The sequence below is a fragment of the Microbacterium sp. SMR1 genome (genome assembly GCF_003289625.1).
GTDB lineage: Bacteria > Actinomycetota > Actinomycetes > Actinomycetales > Microbacteriaceae > Microbacterium > Microbacterium plantarum.
On record NZ_QMBN01000004.1, the window covers coordinates 159,263 to 181,936 of the forward strand.

General features: G+C 71.3%; 17 protein-coding genes and 1 pseudogene. 10 read left to right on the forward strand and 8 right to left on the reverse strand.

Annotation, left to right across the window (positions count from 1 at the left end; translation table 11 throughout):
- Window positions 1-525, reverse strand: a pseudogene (locus DO944_RS13790) (DUF222 domain-containing protein); the annotation flags it as partial.
- A gap of 209 nt (window positions 526-734) precedes the next feature.
- Here DO944_RS13790 and DO944_RS13795 point away from each other — a divergent pair.
- The 8 genes from DO944_RS13795 to DO944_RS13830 all read left to right on the forward strand — a co-directional run bounded on the left by DO944_RS13795 (window position 735) and on the right by DO944_RS13830 (window position 10,851).
- A complete protein-coding gene (locus DO944_RS13795) occupies window positions 735-1,022 on the forward strand; it encodes a WXG100 family type VII secretion target (protein ID WP_112617742.1) in 288 nt (95 codons plus the stop codon).
- A gap of 166 nt (window positions 1,023-1,188) precedes the next feature.
- Window positions 1,189-1,968 carry a hypothetical protein gene (locus DO944_RS13800; RefSeq protein WP_146752066.1) on the forward strand — a complete coding sequence of 260 codons (780 nt, stop codon included), beginning with the start codon at window positions 1,189-1,191 and terminating at the stop codon, window positions 1,966-1,968.
- Window positions 1,969-2,065: 97 nt separating this feature from the next.
- On the forward strand, window positions 2,066-2,623 hold the full coding sequence (locus DO944_RS13805) for a hypothetical protein (protein ID WP_112617744.1): 558 nt from the start codon (window positions 2,066-2,068) through the stop codon (window positions 2,621-2,623).
- 89 nt (window positions 2,624-2,712) lie between these two features.
- Window positions 2,713-3,477 carry a hypothetical protein gene (locus DO944_RS13810; protein ID WP_112617745.1) on the forward strand — a complete coding sequence of 255 codons (765 nt, stop codon included), beginning with the start codon at window positions 2,713-2,715 and terminating at the stop codon, window positions 3,475-3,477.
- Between the two features lie 127 nt (window positions 3,478-3,604).
- A complete protein-coding gene (glgX, locus tag DO944_RS13815; RefSeq protein ID WP_064955498.1) occupies window positions 3,605-5,818 on the forward strand; it encodes a glycogen debranching protein GlgX in 2,214 nt (737 codons plus the stop codon).
- On the forward strand, window positions 5,815-8,235 hold the full coding sequence (gene treY, locus DO944_RS13820) for a malto-oligosyltrehalose synthase (protein ID WP_112617746.1): 2,421 nt from the start codon (window positions 5,815-5,817) through the stop codon (window positions 8,233-8,235). Before glgX ends, treY begins: the two co-directional genes overlap by 4 nt.
- A complete protein-coding gene (gene treZ / locus DO944_RS13825; protein WP_112617747.1) occupies window positions 8,232-9,968 on the forward strand; it encodes a malto-oligosyltrehalose trehalohydrolase in 1,737 nt (578 codons plus the stop codon). The genes treY and treZ overlap by 4 nt, the downstream gene beginning before the upstream one ends.
- Window positions 9,969-9,999: 31 nt before the next feature.
- Window positions 10,000-10,851 (forward strand): tryptophan-rich sensory protein, encoded by an 852-nt coding sequence (locus tag DO944_RS13830; RefSeq protein ID WP_112617748.1) that lies wholly within the window; start codon window positions 10,000-10,002, stop codon window positions 10,849-10,851.
- 118 nt (window positions 10,852-10,969) lie between these two features.
- On the opposite strand, the gene DO944_RS13835 is transcribed toward DO944_RS13830, so the two are convergent.
- Complete coding sequence (locus DO944_RS13835; RefSeq protein ID WP_112617749.1) at window positions 10,970-11,695, reverse strand: glutamine amidotransferase-related protein; 726 nt, start codon at window positions 11,693-11,695, stop codon at window positions 10,970-10,972.
- 74 nt (window positions 11,696-11,769) lie between these two features.
- Between DO944_RS13835 and DO944_RS13840 the strand changes: the two genes are divergently transcribed.
- Window positions 11,770-12,069 (forward strand): hypothetical protein, encoded by a 300-nt coding sequence (locus DO944_RS13840; protein ID WP_112617750.1) that lies wholly within the window; start codon window positions 11,770-11,772, stop codon window positions 12,067-12,069.
- 28 nt (window positions 12,070-12,097) lie between these two features.
- Here DO944_RS13840 and DO944_RS13845 read toward each other — a convergent pair whose 3' ends face one another.
- Window positions 12,098-12,859 carry a LysR substrate-binding domain-containing protein gene (locus DO944_RS13845; protein ID WP_112617751.1) on the reverse strand — a complete coding sequence of 254 codons (762 nt, stop codon included), beginning with the start codon at window positions 12,857-12,859 and terminating at the stop codon, window positions 12,098-12,100.
- A 22-nt stretch (window positions 12,860-12,881) separates the two neighbouring features.
- Window positions 12,882-13,289 (reverse strand): UDP-3-O-(3-hydroxymyristoyl)glucosamine N-acyltransferase, encoded by a 408-nt coding sequence (locus tag DO944_RS13850; RefSeq protein WP_023953942.1) that lies wholly within the window; start codon window positions 13,287-13,289, stop codon window positions 12,882-12,884.
- A gap of 230 nt (window positions 13,290-13,519) precedes the next feature.
- On the opposite strand from DO944_RS13850, the gene DO944_RS13855 reads away from it, so the two are divergent.
- The gene (locus tag DO944_RS13855) at window positions 13,520-14,167 is read left to right on the forward strand and encodes a YitT family protein (RefSeq protein WP_112617752.1); all 648 of its coding nucleotides are present in this window, start codon (window positions 13,520-13,522) and stop codon (window positions 14,165-14,167) included.
- A gap of 35 nt (window positions 14,168-14,202) precedes the next feature.
- Here DO944_RS13855 and DO944_RS13860 read toward each other — a convergent pair whose 3' ends face one another.
- The 4 genes from DO944_RS13860 to DO944_RS13875 form a co-directional block, all read right to left on the reverse strand.
- Window positions 14,203-14,976, reverse strand: coding sequence for a DNA-formamidopyrimidine glycosylase family protein (locus tag DO944_RS13860; RefSeq protein WP_112617753.1), 774 nt, complete (start codon window positions 14,974-14,976; stop codon window positions 14,203-14,205).
- Complete coding sequence (locus DO944_RS13865) at window positions 14,969-19,879, reverse strand: DEAD/DEAH box helicase (protein WP_112617754.1); 4,911 nt, start codon at window positions 19,877-19,879, stop codon at window positions 14,969-14,971. The genes DO944_RS13860 and DO944_RS13865 overlap by 8 nt, the downstream gene beginning before the upstream one ends.
- Window positions 19,880-20,093: 214 nt before the next feature.
- Complete coding sequence (locus DO944_RS13870; protein WP_112617755.1) at window positions 20,094-21,761, reverse strand: ABC-F family ATP-binding cassette domain-containing protein; 1,668 nt, start codon at window positions 21,759-21,761, stop codon at window positions 20,094-20,096.
- 216 nt (window positions 21,762-21,977) lie between these two features.
- Complete coding sequence (locus tag DO944_RS13875; RefSeq protein ID WP_112617756.1) at window positions 21,978-22,631, reverse strand: alpha/beta hydrolase; 654 nt, start codon at window positions 22,629-22,631, stop codon at window positions 21,978-21,980.
- Between the last annotated feature and the right edge of the window lie 43 nt (window positions 22,632-22,674).

Below are 22,674 nucleotides of genomic sequence, written 5' to 3' on the forward strand. Positions count from 1 at the left end.
TTCCTCGTGTCGTTCGGTGAACGTCCGCGGGTGCATCCGCTCGGCGATCATCCGCAGCGCCTCGCGCACCCGGTTGGGCGTCTCGCCCTCGCACCGCTCGACCGCAACCCGCTCGAACTCCGCCCGCTCCGCCACGGGCACGATGCACCCGACCTCCTGAATGGCCCGCACATGCCCGCGCACGATGCGCCCCGCCTCCCACGCGGCCATCGTCACCGGGTAGTTCTCGACCAGATCCCGGGCCTCGTCGATGCGCCGCTGCAGGGTCCGGTCGGTCGCGACGAACACTCCGGCAAGTTCCGCGGCGATGCCCCGCAACGCCATCTCGCGCGCCTTGACCTTCTCCGATGCCCCAGCAGCCTGCTTCTCCGCGAGCACACCAGCCGCCGCGAGCACCCGAACCTCACGGATCTGCGCCGCCCGCGCAGCATCCGCCGCCCCCTCCGCATCCGCGACGAGCTGAGCGAGGGCGTCGACATCGCTGTCGCTGCCCATTCCGCTGCCAAGCCCGCCATTCGAATGCATGTTCTAATGTTGCCACGGACCCCCGACATCGGCCCGCGACTTTCCACAGGCGCCGCAAGGCCACAAGCGGCGCCTCGGCCACAAGACGCTGATGTCCGAGCGGAGCAGGGTGGGGAGTTCTCCCCATCGACCTGATGTGATCGGTGCCGATAGGTTTTCTGTGTCGGCTCCGGAGGGGGGTCGGGACATCTACTTTCAGGAGGGCCGTCATGGCTGATTTCGGTGCGTCTTATGGCGAGATGGAGCAGGTTGCGAGCTCGTTGGCGCAGGCTCGTGATGACATTCAGGGTCAGCTGGACACTCTGAAGTCGCAGGTCGACACGCTTCTGGGTGAGGACTTCAAGACGCAGCACGCGTCGGGCAAGTTCGGTGAGGGCTACTCGGAGCTGACGACGGGTCTGAAGAACGCGGTCGATGGCATCAACGACATGTCCGAGTCGCTGCTGGGCATGATGCGCGCGATCCAGGACCTCGACCAGCAGCTCGCCGGCAGCTGACCCCTTCGCGCGACACCGATTCGGTGCGGACCGGGCTGCATCCTGGTCCGCACCGAACTGAGGCGGTGTTGCGTTCGGTGATCGTCGACGATGTGATCGAGCGGCGACAGGCACCCGACTTCATCCCCGCAGACCTGATCACTGCGAACGCGAAGGAGCAACCCGGGTGGCGCGAGTGACGGAGGAGACGCCGCAGGAACTGGCGCAGCACGCGACCGACTGGGATCGAGTGTCGTGGTGGAAGCTCGAGGCCACCGCGTTCCGCGCGCACCCCGAGGTGCAGTTGGCGCTGGCCCGGTTGGCGCCGCGTGAGGCCTGGAGCTCGCTCGTGCCCGATCGTCCCGCTTTTGTGCAGCCGCTGCTCGCTTTTGCTCAGATCGCCTCCCTCGTGATCCCCGCCGTCGCCGCTTTCGCCTCGTTGCGAGCGGTGCTCATCGAGGGCGACCAACTGGATCTCGCGGTGGCGGGCACGGCGATGGGCGTCGCCGCCCTCATCGCGTTGTTCGGGGTGCTGTCGCAGCGAGGCCGCCCTGAGAGCGTGCACCCGCGCACCATGCGCACGATCGGCATCGGCCATCTGATCTCCGCGTTGGCGGTGGCGGTCGTGGCGGTGCAGGCACTCCTCGATGATCGACTCCTCGGCGCCTGGGGCATCGCCGGCGTGCTGGTCGACCTCGCGCTCGGCGCCTTTCTGACGATCCGCCACCGCCGGATGCCGACGGATGAGAACCGCGACAACATCGAGCGTGCCGGTGCAGGCTTGAACCGTCGGATCGACGCCCTGCCACCCGCAGCGGCGGCGGCGACCCTCACGACGATCGGGGAGGCCGTCGACATCCTCGCCTCGCGTGGGCTGATCAGTGCTACCGATGCTGCGCGCGCGCGCCGCGCACCGTTGGGTCTGCTCGCGGCCACGATGACCGACGCGCCTGCCGGCCGTCAATGATGGTGTGTTCTCCCCGATCGGCATCAGGCGGGGGCAGTGAGATCAGGCGGGGGCAGTGAGCTGGCGGAGAGATGTGTTCGGAGTGACGATGACCGCCATGGCGGGCATCGTTCTGACGGGATGTGGAGCGACGGTGGCGCAACCGACGGGAGACGAGCTGTACCAGGAGGCGGAGAGCCTGTACTTCGACTTCCGCGAGACGACGAACGGCGTGCTGGCCGTCATCAACGAGGGGCCGTGGGAGGTGCGGACATACGGGATGACCCCATCCGGTGTCGGGTGCGACGACGGCTGGAAGTTCGACCTGACACGCACGACCACGATCGATCCGGCAGAGGTGGCTGGCAGGCGCGACGCCGTCGCGCAGCACCTGGTGTCCGAAGGCTTCGATGTCGACGGCATGGATCTTGCGTCGGGCGAGGTCGCGTCTAGCGACGTGATCGTCCGTGAGCAGGGCGTCTACTCCCTGCTCACGGTGACGCTGGTCGACAACGGGAACGTCGTCGTCACCGCCACGTCGCCGTGCAAGCCCGGCGACAAGTTCGAGCTCAACCGGATGCTGTTCGGCAAGGGCCCCCTGCCTGAGGGGTATCTCCCCGACCGGGAATCTCCCTCCGACCCCGTGTTCTTCGGCACCGACCGCGGCGAGCGCTGACTCTCAGTCTGAGTGATGTGAGGCTCACGAACAGGGGAGATCATGTCGAGCATGGCCGCCATCGGTGAGGGTCGTTCGGAGCAGGCGACATGACGTCGGGGCCCGCCGCGCGTTTCGCGGCATCGCGCCGCACGTGGGAGCCCATCGACTGGTGGCGTCTCGAAGCGCGTGCCTGGCAGGAAGCGCCCGAGGTGCGTCGGGTCATGGCCTTCTTGGCGCCCACCTCGGTGTTCCGGGAGTCGGCCGCCCACTCGGGGAGGCACCCCGTGATGACGATCCTGCTTCTGATCTGGAACCTCGTCGGGATGGCGGCGCCGGTGGTTGGCGCTGCGCTGCTTCTCGGGTGGGTGTTCGGCCGAGCGGATATCGCCGCGGTCGGCGCCGCTGGTGTCGTCTTCGCCGCGGGTGCCGTGGTCGCCGGTGCCGGGCTGCTCACGAGCGGGAGTGATGGGGGCCGCGTCGACGCGGGATCCGCTCACGCGGTCGGCTGGATACACGCTCCGGCAGCGGCCGTTGCGCTGGTCGTATCAATACTCGCAGCGACCCAGGATCAGGCCGAGGGCATGTGGGGCATCGCGCCGATCGCGGCAGATCTCATCGTGGGCGCGTTGTACTTCGTGGTCTTCCGGCGCAAGCCGACGGACGGCTCCGCACGCTGGGAGGGGACGGTGGATCGGCTCGCCGCGGCCATCGCCGCCCTCGATGACGACACGCGCGCCCGCATCCTGGCGGATGTCGGCGACGCCATCGATGAGCTCGAGACCGCGGGCCGCATCACGGAGTCCATCGCGACGGACGCGCGGCAGACGCCGCCCGGTATGCTCGGCGCGCGCTTCGCGCCCCGCCGCGCTTGACCGGGCGCTGACGCCCGCCCGAGCGACGAGCCTCGTCGAGAACGGACTCCCGCCGCGCGCTTGTCAAGGGCACCGGGTCGTGTGATTGCGCCTGAGTAGTGTGAGCCACACGAACAGGGGAGATCACATGCAGGCATGGCCGGGTTCCGCGTATCCGCTCGGAGCGACCTACGACGGGAACGGGACGAACTTCGCTCTCTTCAGCGAAGGCGCCGAGAAAGTGGAGCTGTGCCTCTTCGACGAGGACGGCACCGAGACATGCGTCGAGCTGCGCGATGTCGACGCCTTCGTGTGGCACGCCTATCTGCCGAACGTGCAGCCGGGCCAGCGCTACGGATACCGCGTGCACGGACCGAACGATCCGGCCGACGGCAAGCGGTTCAACCCGAGCAAGCTGCTGCTCGACCCGTACGCCAAGGCCGTCGAGGGTCAGATCGACTGGGGACAGCCGGTGTTCGGCTACAACTTCGGCGAGCCGGACTCGTTCAACGACGAGGATTCGGCCGCTCACATGATGAAGGGCGTCGTCGTCAACCCGTTCTTCGACTGGGCGGGCGACCGTCAGCCGAAGATCCCGTACGCCGAGAGCGTCATCTACGAGGCTCACGTCAAGGGCCTGACGCAGCTGCACCCCGACATCCCCGAAGACATCCGCGGGACCTACGCCGGCCTCGCACACCCCGCCGTCATCGACCACCTCAAGAAGATCGGCATCACGGCGATCGAGCTGATGCCGGTGCACCAGTTCGTCAACGACTCCACGCTGCAGGAGAAGGGGCTGTCGAACTACTGGGGCTACAACACGATCGCGTTCTTCGCGCCCCAGAACACCTACTCGGCCACGGGCGACCACGGCCAGCAGGTGCAGGAGTTCAAGGCGATGGTCAAGGCGCTGCACGCCGCCGGCATCGAGGTCATCCTCGACGTCGTCTACAACCACACCGCCGAGGGCAACCACATGGGCCCGACCCTCTCGATGCGCGGCATCGACAACGAGGCCTACTACCGCCTCGAGGACGACGACAAGCGCTACTACACCGACTACACCGGCACCGGGAACAGCCTCAACGTCGGCAACCCGCACGCGCTGCAGCTGATCATGGACTCGCTGCGCTACTGGGTGACCGAGATGCACGTCGACGGCTTCCGCTTCGACCTCGCCGCGACCCTCGCGCGCGAGTTCTACGACGTCGACCGGCTGTCGGCCTTCTTCGAGCTCGTGCAGCAGGACCCGATCGTCTCGCAGGTCAAGCTCATCGCCGAGCCGTGGGACATCGGCCCCGGCGGCTACCAGGTCGGCAACTTCCCGCCGCAGTGGACGGAGTGGAACGGCAAGTACCGCGACACCGTCCGCGACTTCTGGCGCGGCGAGGCATCGACCCTCGGCGAGTTCGCGTCGCGCCTGACCGGTTCGGCCGACCTCTACGAGCACGACGGCCGGTGGCCGGTGGCATCCATCAACTTCGTCACGGCGCATGACGGGTTCACGCTGCGCGATCTCGTGTCGTACAACGAGAAGCACAACGACGCCAATGGCGAGGACGGCAACGACGGCGAGTCGCACAACCGCTCGTACAACATGGGCGTCGAGGGACCCACCGACGACCCGCACGTGCTGACGATGCGCGCCCGGCAGCAGCGGAACTTCCTCGCGACGCTGCTGCTGAGCCAGGGCGTGCCGATGATCTGCCACGGCGACGAGCTCGGCCGCACCCAGCAGGGCAACAACAACGGTTACGCGCAGGACAACGAGCTGACCTGGATCCACTGGGATCAGGTCGACCAGCCGCTCATCGAGTTCACCGCAGCCCTCGCGCGTCTGCGTCGCCTGCACCCCACGTTCCGGCGCAGCCGCTTCTTCGACGGGCGCCCGGTGCGTCGCGAAGAGGGCGCCCCGGTGCCCGACATCATGTGGCTGCGCCCCGACGGCACGGCGATGCAGCCCGAGGACTGGGACTCCGGTTTCGGGCGCGCAGTCGGCGTCTTCCTCAACGGCGACGGCATCCGCGAGCGCGACCGTCGCGGCGAGGACATCTCCGACGACCACTTCTTCGTGCTGTTCAACGCCGGTGACGACGAGGTGGAGTTCACCGTCCCCTCCGACCAGTACGCCGATCGGTGGGAGGTGCTGATCGACACGAGCGGCGAGCTCGTCGGCACCGAGCCCCTCGAGGGCGGCAACGCGCTGCAGGTCCGGGCCAAGTCGCTCGTCGTCCTGGGCGAGTACACCGACCCCGAGCCCGAGACCGACCACTCGGTCGCGGCATCGCTCGCGGCATACACGACGCCGATTGACATCATCCCCGCTGAGGCGCCGACCCCGGAGCTGCCCGGCCGATGACCGCTCCGATCTCGACCTACCGGCTGCAGATCCGTCCGGCGTTCGACCTCGCGGCCGCCGCCGAGGTCGCGGACTACCTCCGCGACCTCGGCGTCGACTGGGCCTACCTCTCGCCGCTCCTGGCAGCGGCGGAGGGGTCGGACCACGGCTACGACGTCGTCGACCCGACGATCGTCGACCCCCGCCGCGGCGGCGCCGAGGGGCTCGCGCGCTTCTCGGCCGCCGCCCGGGATGCCGGACTCGGTGTGCTCGTCGACATCGTGCCGAACCACCAGGGCGTCGCCGTCCCCGCTGAGAACCCCTGGTGGTGGGACGTCCTCCGCCACGGTCGCGCATCAGTCTACGCCGAGGCGTTCGACATCGACTGGGAGCACGGCGGGGGCAAGGTCGGCCTGCCGATCCTCGGCTCCACGCTCCGCGAAGCCGTCGCCGCCGGTGAGATCGAGGTCGCGCCGGTGACGGCCGGCGAGGCGAATGGCGCCGAGGGCGTCGCCCGCTACTACGACCACGTGCTGCCGCTCGCCGACGGGACAGCACCCGCGGCCGCGACGACCGACCCGGCCACCGTGGACGCCGTGCTCGCCGCTCAGCACTGGCGTGCCGCGTTCTGGCGCGACGACGCGACCGAGCTGAACTACCGGCGCTTCTTCGCCGTGAACACGCTGGCCGGAGTGCGCGTCGACGTCCCGGCGGTCTTCGAGGCGAGCCACGTCGAGATCCTTCGCTGGCTGCGCGAGGGCTTGGCCGACGGTCTGCGCATCGACCACCCCGACGGCCTCGCCGACCCCGGCGGGTATCTCGAGCAGCTCGCCGAGGCGACCGGCGGCGCGTACGTCGTGGTCGAGAAGATCCTCGAGCACGCCGCCACCGACCATGCCGAGCAGCTGCCCTCCTGGTGGGCGACCGCGGGCACGACCGGGTACGACGCGATGGCCGAGATCGACCGCGTGCTCATCGACCCGGCGGGTGAGGGCCGGCTCGACGAGCTCGACGCGACACTCCGGTCGGCGGATGCTCCCGCGTCGTATGACGAGATCGTCCGCGAGGCCAAGCTTGCGGTCGCCGACACCCTGCAGGCCGCCGAGGTGGGCCGGCTCGTCCGCTGCCTGCCCGACGACGTGCGCGACGAGCTCGGAGAGGATGTCGCACGCGACGTGTTCGCCGAGCTCCTGACGAGCTTCTCGGTGTACCGCGTGTACCCGCCGGTCGGAGACGAGCTCCTCGCCGAGGCGGTCGCCGCGGCATCCGCATCCCGTCCCGATCTCGCCGACGCCATCGCGACCCTCGCCCCGCTGGTCACGGCGGGCGACACCGAGCTGAGCCGCCGATTCGGTCAGACGACCGGGCCGGTCATGGCCAAGGGCGTCGAAGACAGCGCGTTCTACCGGTATCCGCGTCTCGGCACGCTCACCGAGGTGGGTGGCGACCCCGGCGTCTTCTCGCTCGACATCGCGGGCTTCCACCGCGCGCAGGCCCACCGCCAGGCGATGTGGCCGCACGCTCTCACGGCGCTGAGCACCCACGACACCAAGCGCAGCGAAGACGTCCGTGCCCGGCTGTCGGTCATCGCCGAGATGCCCGAGCGGTGGTCCGACGCTCTCGGACGCCTGCGGAAGATCGCCTCGACCGGCGACGGACGCCTCGACGACCTGCTCTGGCAGGCCATCGTCGGAGCGTGGCCCGCGTCGCCCGAGCGGCTGCGCGACTATGCCGAGAAGGCCTCGCGCGAGGGCGGCATCATCACGACCTGGACCGACCCCGATGAGGATGCCGAAGCCCGCATCGTCGCGCTGGTGGATGCCGCCACCTCGGGCGAGGCCCGCGCGGCGGTCGAGGAGGTCGTCGGTGAGCTGACGGCGCCCGGGCGATCGAACTCCCTCGCCGCCAAGCTGCTGCAGCTGACCGCACCCGGGGTACCTGACGTCTATCAGGGCACCGAGCTGTGGGATCTCTCGCTCGTCGACCCCGACAATCGTCGCGACGTCGACTTCGCCGAGCGCCGCGAGCTGCTCGCGAAGCTCGACGGCGGGTGGCATCCCGAGATCGACGACTCCGGCGCGGCGAAGCTCCTCGTCGTGTCGCGGGCGCTGCGCCTGCGTCGCGATCGCCCCGAGCTGTTCACGCGGTACGCGCCGCTGCCCGTCGTCGGCCCTGCCGCAGAGCACGCCGTGGCCTTCGATCGGGGCGGTGCCGTGACCGTCGCGACGCGCCTGCCCGTCGGACTCGCCGCGCGCGGCGGATGGGGCGACACGGTCGTGATGGTTCCGCCGGGACGTCATACCGACCAGCTGACCGGCCGCGCCTGGGACGGCGGCGCCGTGCGGCTGGCCGACCTGCTCGACACGTACCCGGTGGCTCTGCTGGCCGCCGAACGTCCGACCGCCGAACGTCCGACCACCGAAGGGAAGAACGCATGATCGAGGTATGGGCGCCGCGCCCCGAGCGGGTGCGGCTGCGACGGCCGGATGCCGCGGACGTCGAGCTCTCGCGCTCGGCGGACGGCTGGTGGTCGGCCGACGTCGACCTCGGCCCGGGCGATCGCTACGGCTTCGTCCTCGGCGACGGCGACGACGCGCGCCCCGACCCGCGCTCGCGGCGGCAGCCCGACGGCGTCCACGGTCTGTCGGCGATCGACGACCCGTCGTCGTTCGCGTGGACCGATCAGGCCTGGACGGGAAGGCCGCTCGCCGGCGGCATCATCTACGAGCTGCACATCGGCACCTTCACGAGCGCCGGCACGCTCGACGCCGCCATCGGGCGCCTCGACCACCTCGTCGAGCTCGGCGTGACCCACATCGAGCTCCTCCCGGTCAACGCCTTCAACGGCACCCACAACTGGGGCTACGACGGGGTGCTCTGGTACGCCGTCCAGGAGAGCTACGGCGGGCCGGACGCGTACCGCCGATTCGTCGATGCCGCGCACGGGGCCGGTCTCGCCGTCATCCAGGACGTCGTCTACAACCACCTCGGCCCCTCGGGCAACTACCTGCCCGAGTACGGTCCGTACCTCCGCGACGGCCGCCGGAACACCTGGGGCGACAGCGTCAACCTCGATGAGGACGCGGTGCGCGAGTACATCGTCGGCAACGCCGAGATGTGGCTGCGCGACTTCCACGTCGACGGCCTGCGGCTCGACGCCGTGCACGCGCTGCACGACGACGACAGCCCCGTGCACATCCTCGGCGAGATCGCCGACCGCGTCGACGCGCTCGGCACGCACCTCGGCCGGCCGCTCACGCTCATCGCCGAGAGCGACATGAACGACCCCGTCATGATCCTGCCGCGCGAGGCCGGCGGTCACGGGATGACGGCGCAGTGGTCGGACGACTGGCACCACTCCGTGCACGTCGCGCTCACGGGCGAGACGGTCGGGTACTACTCCGACTTCGACGCGCTCGACGCCGTTCCCAAAACGTGGAACGAGGGGTTCTTCCACGACGGCACGTACTCATCGTTCCGGGGCCGAGAGCACGGCCGTCCGATTCCGCCGGAGTCGCCGTCGTGGCGGCTCGTGACCTTCGCGCAGGATCACGATCAGATCGGCAACCGCGCGGCGGGCGATCGGCTGTCGGCGACGCTCGACGCCGACCGGCTCGCCGTCGCGGCCGTCCTGACGCTGACCGCGCCGGGAACCCCGATGCTGTTCATGGGCGAGGAGTGGGGCGCGTCCACGCCGTGGCAGTTCTTCACGTCGCACCCCGAGCCCGAGCTCGCCGAGGCGACCGCTGCCGGACGGAAGCAGGAGTTCGCCGAGATGGGCTGGGATGAGGACCTCGTTCCGGACCCCAACGATCCGGCGACCTTCCTGCGGTCGAAGCTCGACTGGACGGAGGTCGGCGAAGGCGACCACGCTCGTCTGCTCGAGCTGTACCGCGAGCTCGGACGGCTGCGCCGTTCGGTGCCCGACCTGACCGACCCGCGATTCACCGCGCGCGGTGCCGGGGCGTCGGAAGGCGAGGGCGGCCGGCTCTACGACCTGCAGCGAGGTCGCGCGCGCGTGCTCGTGAACCTCTCGGAGGCACCGTGGCGGGTCGACCCAAACGGCGACGTGGTCTGGCTCGAGACGCTCCCGAGCCGGACCGCCGACGATCTGCTCGTCGTCGAGCCGAACTCGGCCGTCATCGTGGGGCCGGATCTGTCAAGCGGATGACCGGGCGCGGCGCCCGATCTACCGTGGGGGAATGAGCACCACAGCGCACCACGCCGCCCGGCCCCCGCGGACGCCGTCCGACCTCGTGCGGCAGATCGCCGTGATCTCGGCCGTCGTCTTCATGATCATCGCCGCGATGGTCGGGACCGGACTGTTCGGCGGGACGAATGTGCGCGATCTGCAGGGCGGCGCGCTCGACGCCGATTCGACGGTGCTCGCGCCGGGTACTCAGGCCTTCAGCATCTGGTCGGTCATCTACCTCTTCATGATCGGCTACACGATCTGGCAGGCCCTGCCCGCGCAGCGCTCCCGCGACCGGCAGCGGCTCGTGGGATGGTGGATCGCGCTGACCGCCGTGCTCAACGGGGGATGGCTGCTCGCGGCGCAGTTCACGACCTTGCCGCTGACGGTCGTCGCGATCGTCGCGCTGCTCGCCGCCCTCGGCTGGACATTCCACCTGCTCGTGCGCTCGCGGCCGCGGTCGGTCGGCGACCGGCTGCTCATGGACGCCACGGTGGGCCTGCACCTCGGATGGGTCTCGCTGGCGACGGTCGCGAATGTCACGGCGTGGCTCAGCCGCACCGTCCCCGAGTCGTGGGGCATGCAGGCCGACGTGTGGGGTGTGGCGGTGCTCGTGGTCGTCGCCGCCGTCGGCGTCGGCATCGCAGCCTTCTCGCGGGGGCGCCCCTCGCCGATCATCGCGCTGTCGTGGGGCCTGGCGTGGGTGGCGATCGCCCGCACGACCGATCAGCCCCACTCGACGCCGGTGGCCATCGCCGCCGTCGCCGTCATCGTCGTGGTCGTCGCCGCCGCAGCCGTGACGGCCTGGCGCTCGAACGGTCGCGAGCACCGCGGCATCCTGCGCCGCACCCGCACAGCCTGACCGGTCGCCTGACCGGCCGCGCCGATACATTCGTCGGATCGGTGGTGCTGGTGTCGCCTCGAACGTCGTCGGAGGCGACATCCGCACCACCGATCCGACGGTTGTATCGCGCCCGGCGTCAGAACGTCGCGGCGAACGCGGCGAGGAAGCGGGTCGGCTCGGTCACGGGGGCCGCGAGCACGCGGGCCGCGACGCGGTCGTAGTCCGCCGCGTCGAAGTAGCCGTCGTTGCGGTAGATCGTCATGCGCTCGGTGAAGTCCTGCGGCGTCGGCTCGGGGTGGAACTGCGTCGCGTACAGGCGATCTCCCACGCGGTAGGCCTGCACGGGACAGGCGCTGTTCGTGGCGAGGAGCACCGCCCCGGCGGGAAGCGTCTGCGTCCCCTCCTTATGTGCGGTGAGCGCGGCGAAGGTCGGGGAGAGCGAGCCCAGCAGCGGGTCGACCCGGCCGGCCTCCGTCAGGGTCACGTCGGTCGGGCCGGTGTCCTCGGGGTAGTCGCGAGAGATCGTGCCGCCGAGGTAGGTCGTGGCCACGCCGATGCCGAAGCAGGTGAACAGCGCCGCCGTCCGAGCGGATGCCGCCGCCTCGACGATGCGCGCGAGGTCGGCCTCCAGGCGCAGCTGGCCTTCCGGCTTCGCGCCGGGATCGTCAGTGGCGTTGAAGGGGCTGCCGCCGACGACGAAGCCGCGCCAGCGCGTGAACGCGTCCGCGGGCAGGGCGTCGCGCGTCAGATCGATGCGCTCGAGCTGGGACTCATCGAGGCCCATGGCGGCGCGGAACGACGCGTATTCCGCATCCGCGGCCGCCTGCTGCGGGCGCACGCAGACGTACACGAGCGGGGCCATGCCGAAAGTCTATGGTTCCGCCGGGCCGACCCGGTGGGGATGACCTTCTGTGACGAGCGGAGGACAATGGCCGGATGACCGCCCGCGTGATCATCTCAGACCCCAGCGAGCTCATCGCGGTGCTCGACCGGCTCGACGTCGCCGCCGCGCGCCGGGGCTGGCGGGTGCGCCGCCCCGTCGACGCGGCCGGCATCGAGTCGCGGGCGCGGGACGCTCGCACGGCGATCCGGTTGCCCGCTCCCGTCGTGGTCGAGCTCGAGGCGGATCCGGATGCCGCCGCGCCGGACGACCCGATCGACGCCGCCGCCCTGCTGAGCCGCACTCCGGTTGCGGGTGCGATCCCCGACGGGGCGCGGCGGCTGCACGGGGCGTGATTCGGGCGACCGGCGTCGGGGGTGCGCGTCAGCGCGAGGAGTTCGCGGTGCGGCCGCGCACGATCCCGATGAACGTCTCTACCAGCGGCGTGGTCGCCTCCGTCGGCCAGGCGAGCGCGACCGTCGACGTCGGAGCGTCGACCACGGGCCGGTACGTGGTGTCTTTGCGGTGATGCAGTCGCGCGAGCGACATCGGCACGAGCACGATGCCGACGCCGGTGGCCGCCGTCGCGACCGCGTCACCCGTCGTGGCAATGGCGGAAAAGGCGGGGGCGATGGCGCCGGGGACCTCGATACCCAGAGCGTCATCACCGGTCGCCAGGACGACCTCCCCGGCGAGGTCGGCGAGGGTCAGCTCGTCGGCGACGGTGAGGGACGAGTCGGCGCTGCACACGGCGACCGTGATCTCGTCGTAGAGCGGGATGATGCTCAACCCGGCGCGTTCGATCGGAAGCCGCACGAGGGCGGCGTCGACCTCACCGCTCGCGAGGGCGGCGGCCTGGTCGTCGAACTCGAGGGTGACGAGATCGAGCGGGTTCGCCGGCATCCGCTGCTTCCACACGTCGATCCATTTGCCGGGTGTGGCACCCGGGGCCGCGCCGAGGCGGAAAGCGCCGAGGCCGCTCAGGTCCGGTGCGGCGGCATCCGGCTCGCGGCGGGTTCCCGAGGCGCGGTCTGCCTTGCGGGCCACGGACCGCTGCCCGGATGCCGGGGCGCCGCGGCGCCCGGGGGCACCGCCGCCTCGGCCGCCGCTACGAGCGGGGCGGCCCGAGGAACGTCCGGGTGTCATGCCTGAAGCGTATCCCGGCGGGTCAGGCGGCCAGACGCAGCCCGCGCTGGTCGGTCGCCACGTGCTCGCCGTCGGCGATGTTCTCGTCGTCGCCGATGAGCGAGCCACCGGCGACGTGCGCGTGCGCTCCGATGAAGGCACGGATGCCGATCTTCGCCCGCGGACCGATGGCGGCGCCGGAGCCGACGTGCGCGTGTGGTGCGATCTCGACGTTCGGGCCGATGACGGCTTCACGCTCGATCCACACGCCACGGCCGATGTGAACGCCCGCGGCGACCTGGACTCCGGGTTCGACGTAGGCGCCTGCTTCGACCAGTGCGGTCGGGTGCACCTTGGCCCCGTTCGCGATCAAGCCCCGACCGTTCGCGTGCTTGCGGTAACGCAGCGTCTCTCCGCGGTCGTTCTCGATGTCGATGTAGTTCTTGCCCACGATCCCCTCCGACAGTTCCGGGTCCGGTACTGAGTACTGGAAACAACCCCGCGACCCGCGTTTTCATTCCCACGAATCATTCGGAGCGGCAGGTCGACCGGTTTGCTGGAACAAGCGTGCGATGCGCAGCCGCCGAGGTCGAAGGGGTTTGCGAGCTGACCTTCGCGCGATAACATGCCGCCGCCGCGGGGCTTGCTTCCACTCGCGCCCCGGTTTGCGAGGATGGGCGGGTGGAGCCTTCTCGCGCACCGTCGACCGGACCTTCCCTCGTGTTCGAGGCGGCGCTCACGCGCCACACCCGCGCGGAGGATCTGCTCGGCATCGTGACCGGCACATTCGTGGCATCCCTCGGCCTCTACCTGTTGCAGTCGTCGGGCTCGGTCACCGGCGGCACCGCGGGCCTCGCGCTGCTTCTCGGTTACGCGACCGGATGGTCGTTCCCGGTGCTGTTCGCAGTCGTGAACGCGCCGTTCGCCGCGCTGGCCCTGTGGAAGAAGGGGGTATCGTTCACGATCCGCACCTTCGTCTCGATCGGCCTGGTCTCGGCGTTCACCTTCGTGCACCAGCACCTGCTGCAGTTCGCGAGCATCGAACCCATCTACGGCACGCTGGGCGGCAACCTGCTCGCCGGCGTCGGGCTGCTGATCCTGTTCCGTCACCGTTCGAGCCTCGGCGGGGTCAACATCATCGCCCTGGTGCTGCAGGAGCGCATGGGCTTCAGTGCGGGATGGACCCAGATGATCTTCGACGTCGTGATCATCGCGTCCGCGCTGCTGGTGCTGCCGTGGCCGGCGGTGCTGCTCAGTGCTGCCGGAGCGGTCGTGCTGAGCGTCGTGCTCGTCCTGAACCACCGCCCCGGTCGGTACATCGGCCGCTGAGTGCAAGCGTCGGATCGCTCCAGACCCGGCGGGGTTCAGCTCTGGCAGCGCGGGCACCAGAAGATGTTCCGCTCGCTCGTCGGCAGCGCTCCGATCTCGCCGGCGCGGATGAGCGTCCCGCACCGGCGGCAGGGCTTGTTCTCGCGACCGTAGACCCACATCCGCTGCCCAGGCCGGTCGTTGCCGGTGAAGGTGCGCGCCGCGCGATCGCGATTGGCGTGGATCATCCGGTACCCGGTCTCGAGCACGGCGGCCGCGTCGATCTCGGTGGCGGGGGTCATGGGCAGGATGCCGCGCACGAAGAGCAGCTCGTTCGCGTAGACGTTTCCGAAGCCGGCGACGTTCCGCTGGTCGAGGAGGGCGACGTGTGCGGCTCGGGGGTCGGCGCTCACGCGACGCACCGCTTCGGCCAGATCCCAATCGGGGCCGAGCAGGTCGGGCCCGAGGTGGCCGACGAGGCGGTCCTCGTCGGCGGTGGGGAGGACCTCGACCATCGCGAGCTCGAAGCCGACGGCATCCCGATCGCGCGTTCCGACGATCGCGCGGGCCTGGAACGCGGGTGCCCGCCAGCGCTCGCCGTGGCGGTAGACGTGCCAGCGACCCTCCATCTTCAGGTGCGAGTGCAGGCTGAATGCGCCCATGCGCAGCAGCAGGTGCTTGCCGCGGGCGATCGACGACGAGACGGTCTCGCCGCGCAGGTCGGCTGTCGCACTGCCGGGAACCCGGATGTCGAACCGGGTGACCTCCTGCCCGACGAGCGCCTCACCCAGCTTCCGCGCGGCTCGGAAGACGGTGTCGCCCTCAGGCACGCTCGCTGCTTCCCGACATCGCCGCCCGTGAGCCCGCGGTCAGCCGGCGCAGCGTGAGGCCGCGCGACGACTCGACGAAACCGCCCGCGCGCAGCGCCCGCCCGGTCGGGGTGTTGTAGACGAATTCGCCGTTGACCTGCTCGACGGTGAGCGTGTCGAGGCGGCGTGCCTGAGCCGTTCTCACGAGATCGGATGCGGCCGCGGTCAGCACCTCCTCGTCGTCGGTGAAGGCGAGCGCCGAACGCCCACCGCGCTCGAGATAGAGCACGAGCGCACCGTCGACGAGCACCACGACGCCGCCGGCCTTCCGGCCCGGCCGATGCGAGACGCCCTCGAGCGCTGGCCAGCCGAGGGCTGCCCCGTAGGGATTCGCCGGGTCGGTCGCGGCCAGCGTGACCGCACGCCGCGGCGGCGGGTCGGGGAGCGCCGCGAACTCGCGCAGGCGGTCGACGGTGACGGATGCCGCGAACTGCGCGGCGCCGAGGGTCTCGATGACATAGCCGCGGCGGCAGTGGCCCGCCTCTTCGAAGCCGGCGAGAACGCGGTAGACCTGCGCGAAACCGCCGGGAACACCCTCGGACTGGACGCTGCCCCGGGTGACGACGCCGTAGCGGTCGAGCAGGAGCCCCGCCGATGCCGTGACGCGGAGCGAGGGATCGGGCTCGACGGCGGGCAGGAGCGACCACCGGCCGCCGAGCGTCGACGGGCGCGGCGCCGCGGGCGTCGTGGGACGCGCCAGAGGTGTGCCGCGATACAGGCGGGACCGCGGTGTGCGGCGGGCGCTGCGGTGTGCCTGCGAACCGCCCGAGAGGAGGGAGCGGACCGGCGTGAACGTGTCGTTCGTCAGGCGCCCCGCCCACGCGAGGCGCCAGAGTGCGTCGAGCACACTCTGCTCGTTGGGGGCACCGATCGCGGCGACGAGCTGCCCCGCGAACCAGCCGCCGCCGACGGCGAGAGCTTCGAGGATGCGCACGTCGAGGTCGCCCGAGGTCGACGACTCGTCGGCCTCGGATTCGGCATCCGCCAGCGCGAGGGTGAGCGGCGCCATGTCGGCGGGATGGAGCGCGATCCAGCCGTCGCGCCCGGGCAGGGTGCCGTGCCCCGACCAGACCACCTCGCCCGTCGCGGTCAGCTCGTCGAGCATCCCGGGTGCGTAGTCGCGCACGCGCGAGGGCAGGACGAGCGACTCCCAGGCGCTCGCAGGAATCGGCACACCGGCGAGCTGCTCGATCACGGCGGCGACGCCGTCGACGCCCTCGAGCGGCCGGGTGACGTGCTGCCACACGGGCAGGAACCGCGCGAACGCCTCGGGCGACACCGGCTCGACGCTGCCCCGGATCGCCGCGAGCGACCGCATCCGCAGCCGGCGCAGCACCTCGGAGTCGCACCACTCGAGGTCGTCGGCATCGCTGCCAGAGGTCTCGGGCAGGAAGTAGCCACTCGCGATGCGGCCCTGCGACTCGAGCCGCTGCAGTGTCTGACGCGCGACGGCGGTGCCGATGCCGAGCCGCGTCGCGACGTCCGCGGTGCGGAACGGCCCATGGGTGCGGGCGTACCGTGCGACGAGGTCGGCGAGCGGGTCGACGACCGGCTCGAGGAAGGCGGTGGGGATTCCGACGGGGAGCGCCGCGCCCAGCGCGTCGCGCAGGCGGCCGGCATCCTCGATCGCCGCGGTCCGCTGCACGCCTGCGATCGTGACCGGGATCGCGCGGCGGGCGGTCACGAGCTGTTGCAGCAGGTCGGCGGCCTCGGCGACCCGGTGCTCGGGAGGAGATTCGCCGTCCGGAGGAGCGGGCGCGGCGCTCGCGTCCTCCGCTGTGCCGATTTCCTCCGCTGTGCCGGTGCCCGCGCCGGTGCCCGCAGTGCCGGTGCCCGCGGATTCTTCGAGGCGAGCTGCGACCTCCCCGGGGTCGAGCGGGCCGAGGATGCGGAGCAGATCGGCGACGCCCTCGACCCCGCGCGCGCGTCGGTCGGGAGCGAGACGCTGGGCCTCGCGCTCGAACTGCGCGATGACCTCGGGGTCGAGCAGCTCGCGCATCTCGACCTTGCCCAGCAGCTCCGACAGCAGCGCGGGATCGACGGATAGGGCCGCGGCGCGGCGTTCGGCGAGCGGCGAATCGCCCTCGTACATGAACGCGCCGACGTAGCCGAAGAGCAGATCGCGGGCGTACGGCGACGGCTGCGATGTCGTCGTCTCGACGAGGCGGATGCGGCGGTCGGCGATGCTGCGGGTGATGCGCAGGAGTGCTGGAAGGTCGTAGACGTCCTGCAGCACCTCGCGAAGCGTCTCGAGGATGATCGGGAACGAAGGATGCCGCCGCGCGACCTCGAGCAGCTGCGCCGAGCGCTGCCGCTGCTGCCAGAGCGGCGCGCGCTTGTTGGGGTTGAGCCTCGGCAGCAGCAGGGCCCGCGCCGCGCACTCGCGGAAGCGCGAGGCGAACAGCGCCGATCCGCCGACCTCGTCCGTGACGATCTGTTCGAGCTCGTCGGCGTCGAAGACGAAGAGGTCGGCGCCGGGCGGTTCGGCAGCCGCGTCGGGAACCCGCGCGATGATGCCGTCGTCGCTCGCGACGGCTGCGCCTTCGACCCCGAGACGCTCACGGATGCGTGCGTTGACCGCCAGCGCCCACGGAGCGTGCACGTGCATGCCGTACGGGGAATGCAGGATGACGCGCCAGTCGCCGACCTCGTCGCGGGAGCGCTCGACGGTCAGCGTCCGGTCGGTGGGCAAGCTGCCGGTCGCCTCGCGCTGCTCGGCGAGGTGAGCCAGGAGGTTCTCGATCGCGTAGTCGTCGAGCCCCGATTCGCGCAACCGCTCGGACGCCTTCTCGGGACCGGCTGCCGACACCTCACGGCTGAACTTCCCCAGCGCCTCGCCGAGCTCGGCGGGACGCCCCAGGCCGTCGCCGTGCCAGAACGGGAGCTTGCCCGGCTGGCCGAACGCGGGCACGACGTTGACCCGGTCATGAGTGATCTCGACGATGCGCCAGCTGGTCGTGCCGAGCGTGAAGACGTCGTTGACGCGCGACTCGTAGACCATCTCCTCGTCGAGCTCGCCGACGCGCGCGTTACGGCTCTCGCCGGCGACGAAGACGCCGAACAGACCGCGGTCGGGGATCGTGCCACCGCTCGTGACCGCGATGCGCTGCGCTCCCGGGCGCCCCGTGAGCGTGCCCTGATCGCGGTCCCAGACCAGGCGCGGACGCAGCTCGGCGAACTCGTCGGAGGGGAAGCGGCCCGCGAGCAGATCGAGCGTCGCTTCGTACGCCGAGCGGGGGAGCGTGCGGAAGGGCGCGCTGCGCCGCACCGTCTCGAACCAGGCCTCGACCTCGATCGTGCCGGTCGCGCACGCGGCGATCGTCTGCTGGGCGAGGATGTCGAGGGGATTCTGCGGAACCGCGATCGCCTCGATCTTGCCCGCCAGCATCCGCTCGGTCACGACCGCGGTGTGCAGCACGTCGCCGCGGTGCTTGGGGAACAGCGCCGCCCGGCTCACCTCGCCGACCTGGTGGCCGGCGCGTCCGACGCGCTGGAGTCCGGATGCCGCCGACGGCGGCGCTTCGACCTGGATGACGAGGTCGACGGCCCCCATGTCGATGCCGAGCTCGAGGCTCGAGGTCGCGACGACGCAGCGGAGCACACCCGACTTCAGCTCGTCTTCGACCTGGGCGCGCTGCTCCTTCGACACCGAGCCGTGATGCGCCTTCGCGAGTACCGGCTCGGCGCCGGCGGAGGCCCCGGCCTGCGCCCCCCCGTTCGCTCCTCCGGACGCCGCCTTCGCGCCGCCCGGAGCCTCCGCTGCGTGGGCCCACATGCCCGCGGGGACCGCGGGCTCGGGAAGGTCGCCCCCGAGACGCTCGGTGTAGATCTCGTTGAGTCGTCCGGTCAGGCGTTCGGCGAGCCTGCGCGAGTTCGAGAACACGATCGTCGAGCGGTGCTTCAGGATGCGGTCGACGATCGCCTCCTCGACGTGGGGCCAGACCGACCCCGTGACCTCCGTCGCCTGCGGGGCGCGGTACCAGGCGCCGTCGCCATCGTCGTCGTCCCCCTCGTCGTCTCCGTCATCGCGACCGCCCGGAGCGCCGGGGGCACCCGCATCCTCGGCGCCGGGTGGGGCCGGGGGATGCAGCATGTCGGGGATCGGCACGACGACGTTCAGGTCGAACGCCTTCGACGCCTTCGGTGCGACGATCTCGACGGGGGCCGCGCCGCCGAGGAAGCGCGCCACCTCGTCGATGGGACGGACCGTGGCCGAGAGACCGATGCGCTGAGCCGGCTTCTCGAGGATCGCGTCGAGGCGTTCGAGGCTCACTGCCAGGTGCGCACCGCGCTTCGTGGCCGCCACGGCGTGCACCTCGTCGACGATGACGGTGTGGACGCCGCGCAGTGTCTCGGATGCCTGCGAGGTGAGCATGAGGTAGAGCGACTCGGGCGTCGTGATGAGGATGTCGGGCGGTCGGGCGACCAGGGCGCGCCGGTCGGCTGAGGAGGTGTCGCCCGACCGCACTCCGACCGTCACGTCGGGGACGGGCTGACCGAGGCGGCGCGCCGACTGTCCGATGCCGACGAGGGGCGACCGCAGGTTTCGCTCGACGTCGACGCCCAGCGCCTTCAGCGGTGAGACGTACAGGACGCGGGTGTCGGCCGGCGCGGCATCCGCCTTTCTGCGCTTCGCCGGTTTGTCGTCGACGGGGCCGGCCGCGACCTTGTCGCGGAAGATGCGGTCGATCGCCCAGAGGAACGCGGACAGGGTCTTGCCCGACCCGGTCGGCGCGACCACGAGGGCGTGCTTGCCGGCGGAGATCGCGTCCCACGCGCCGGCCTGCGCCGACGTGGGCTTCGAGAACGCGCCGCGGAACCAGTCCGCGGTGGGCGCGGAGAATCGGGCGAGCACATCGGCCATGCCTTCATCTTCGCGCGGACCTCCGACATCGGCGCGGCCTTGCGCCCGCGGCATCCGCCGTGCCAGGTCCCGCCGTGCCCCGCTGCCCCTTGCTGCTGCCCCCGCTGCTGCCCCCGCTGCTGCCTGTGAGGTCCCCGTTGGGCCGGGAATCGGGCGCAGATTCCCGGCCCAACTGGGACCTCGACGGTGACACCGGCCCAACGCGGACCTCGGATCACGGGCCAGTAGGAACCTCGCTCAGCCCACCGTCGCGCAGCTCGAGCATCAGGGTGGGCGCGAGGCGGGCGAGGAAACCGTCGTCGTGGCTGACCACCAGCATGGCACCGCGGTAGGCGGCGAGAGCCTGCACGAGCTGCTCGACCGTGTCGAGGTCGAGGTTGTTCGTCGGCTCGTCGAGCACCAGCAGCTGCGGCGGGGGAGCGGCCAGCAGCTCGCAGGCCAGGGCCAGCCGGAACCGCTCCCCGCCCGACAACGCCCCGACCGGGCGCAGCACGGTGTCGCCACGCAGCAGGAATCGCGCGAGCCGGTTCCGCAGCTCGACGTCGGTGGCGGCGGGCGCGGCCGCGCGCACGCTGTCGAGCACCGTCGCCTCATCCCGCAGCCCGTCGACCCGCTGCGACAGGTAGCCGACGCGGTCGGTATGCGCGACCGCCGTGCCATAACTCCTCAGATCGGGGGTGTCGGGGCCGCCCGCGGGACTATCGGATGCCGCAGCACCTGATTCTGAGGAGTTAGCTTCCGCCGAGCGCACCAGCACCTCGAGCAGCGTCGTCTTCCCCGCGCCGTTCGGCCCGATGAGCGCGACACGCTCGGGACCCTGGACGACCCACGAGCGTTCGCCATCGCCGATGGTCGCGAGGCGCCGGCCCGCCGCGACGCCGGGATCGGGCAGGTCGATCCGCACGGCGTCGTCGTCGCGGACCCGCCGCCCTGCCGCATCGAGGGCCGCCCGAGCCGAGGCTTCCCGATCGGACGCCTCGCCGCGCGCGCGACCCGCCGACACCTGCGCGGCCGACGCGCGGTTGCCGGCGACGATCCCGGGCACGCGTTTCTCGCGCTGCGCCTTCGCTCCCATCGCGGCACGCCGGGCGAGCTTCGTCTCGGTCTCCGCCCGGTCGCGCCGCTCGCGCCGGAGGGCTGCGGCCGCGGCGGTCTCCGCGGCGCGCGCCGCCGCCTGCTCGTCGTCCCGCCAGGCTCGCCACTCGGAGTATGGCCCGCCGAACGTGTCGAGCGCCCCGCCGTAGAGCTCGGCGGTGTCGTCCATCAGCTCGAGCAGCGTGGTGTCGTGGCTGACGACGATGAGCGCACCCCGCCACGCTCGCACGAGCTCGCCGACCCGCTCGCGCGCGTCGCGGTCGAGGTTGTTGGTCGGCTCGTCGAGCAGCGCGATCTCGGCTCCGCGCAGTCTCACGCCGACGAGTGCCGCGAGAACCGCCTCACCGCCGGAGAGCTCTCCGACGCGGCGGTCGAGCGCTCCCGGCGGCAGACCGGCCGCGGTCAGCGCGGCGACCGCTCGTGCCTCGGCATCCCAGTCGTCGCCGATCGTGTCGAAGTGGCGCGGGTCGACGTCGCCGGACTCGACGGCGCGCACGGCGTCGACGACGGGAGCGACCCCGAGCAGGTCGGCGACGCGCCGCCCGATGTCGAGGGTCAAGCGCTGCGGCAGCAGCTCGACCCGTCCGGACGTGATGACCGAGCCGGAGGTCGGCGCGAGCTCGCCCGCGATCAGCCGCAGCAGCGTGGTCTTGCCCGAGCCGTTGCGGCCGACGAGGCCGGTTCGCCCGGTGCCGAAGGTTCCGGAGGTGTCCCGCACGGCGGGAGTGCCGTCGGGGTGGATGAGGGTGATGCGGTCGAGGACGACCGCGGGAGCGGGATGGGGCATGACTGCCTCCTCGGATGTCGTCGGGCGCGGGCACGACCGACACCGAGGACACCCCGACCGGGGGTGGAACGGTCCGGCGGCCAGCGCGGAAATCGGAGAATGCGCTGGCCAGGTCGGACGCCCGAAGGGTCGACGGATCAGCGCGGGATCACAGCGCGGTCGCGTCGAAACCGATCAACGGTCGTTCCTCACACTCGGGACAGGGGCCCGGGAAGTCTACGCCGACGGGAGCTGCTTGTGCAGGAACGTCGCGACGTCGCGCAGTTCCTCCGCCGAGACGGCGTGCCCGAGATCGGGGTAGACGCGGCCGCTCAGGTCGACCCGGCCGGGCAGCCACTGCGCCGTGTGTGCGACGAGTGCGGGCGGGATGACGTCGTCGAGCGCCCCGCGACCCCAGAACACGGGCGGGCGGCGTTCGGCGAGCTCGGCGTCGGTGTCGAGATCGCCAGGATTGGCGTAGCCCGACAGGGTGACGGCGAACGCGTAGTCGTCCGGGCGCAGGCGAAGCGCCTCGATCGCCATGACCCCGCCCTGCGAGAAGCCGAGCAGCCCGACGGATGCCGCATCGCCCCGCTCCGCGTCGATCCACGCCGTCAGCGCGCGGGCGGATGCCGTCGCCGCGTGCGGATCGCGACCGTTCAGGCCCTCGATCGGGTACCACGACCACCCCGGCGTGGGGAAGGGCGGGGTGAGCGGGGCGCGGACCGCAGCCACGACGTACTCGGCCGGCAGGTGCGGCGCGAGGGCGAACAGATCGTTCTCGTCCGAGCCGTAGCCGTGCACCATCACCAGCAACGGCCGGCGACCGCGGTCGGCGGGAGCGGCCGACCAGCGCACGGCCGCAGGATCGAGGACCGGATCGGGCGACATGCGACCATCCTGCCAGCCTCCTCCGACACCGCCGGGGGTCATT

Excerpts from the sequence above, each read along its gene's own strand:
- DO944_RS13795 (WP_112617742.1), top strand. The coding sequence starts at position 735 with ATGGCTGATTTCGGTGCGTCTTATGGCGAGATGGAGCAGGTTGCGAGC.
- DO944_RS13805 (WP_112617744.1), top strand. The coding sequence starts at position 2,066 with ATGGCGGGCATCGTTCTGACGGGATGTGGAGCGACGGTGGCGCAACCG.
- DO944_RS13810 (WP_112617745.1), top strand. The coding sequence starts at position 2,713 with ATGACGTCGGGGCCCGCCGCGCGTTTCGCGGCATCGCGCCGCACGTGG.
- glgX (WP_064955498.1), top strand. The coding sequence starts at position 3,605 with ATGCAGGCATGGCCGGGTTCCGCGTATCCGCTCGGAGCGACCTACGAC.
- treY (WP_112617746.1), top strand. The coding sequence starts at position 5,815 with ATGACCGCTCCGATCTCGACCTACCGGCTGCAGATCCGTCCGGCGTTC.
- treZ (WP_112617747.1), top strand. The coding sequence starts at position 8,232 with ATGATCGAGGTATGGGCGCCGCGCCCCGAGCGGGTGCGGCTGCGACGG.
- DO944_RS13830 (WP_112617748.1), top strand. The coding sequence starts at position 10,000 with ATGAGCACCACAGCGCACCACGCCGCCCGGCCCCCGCGGACGCCGTCC.
- DO944_RS13835 (WP_112617749.1), bottom strand. The coding sequence starts at position 11,695 with ATGGCCCCGCTCGTGTACGTCTGCGTGCGCCCGCAGCAGGCGGCCGCG.
- DO944_RS13840 (WP_112617750.1), top strand. The coding sequence starts at position 11,770 with ATGACCGCCCGCGTGATCATCTCAGACCCCAGCGAGCTCATCGCGGTG.
- DO944_RS13845 (WP_112617751.1), bottom strand. The coding sequence starts at position 12,859 with ATGACACCCGGACGTTCCTCGGGCCGCCCCGCTCGTAGCGGCGGCCGA.
- DO944_RS13865 (WP_112617754.1), bottom strand. The coding sequence starts at position 19,879 with ATGGCCGATGTGCTCGCCCGATTCTCCGCGCCCACCGCGGACTGGTTC.
- DO944_RS13870 (WP_112617755.1), bottom strand. The coding sequence starts at position 21,761 with ATGCCCCATCCCGCTCCCGCGGTCGTCCTCGACCGCATCACCCTCATC.
- DO944_RS13875 (WP_112617756.1), bottom strand. The coding sequence starts at position 22,631 with ATGTCGCCCGATCCGGTCCTCGATCCTGCGGCCGTGCGCTGGTCGGCC.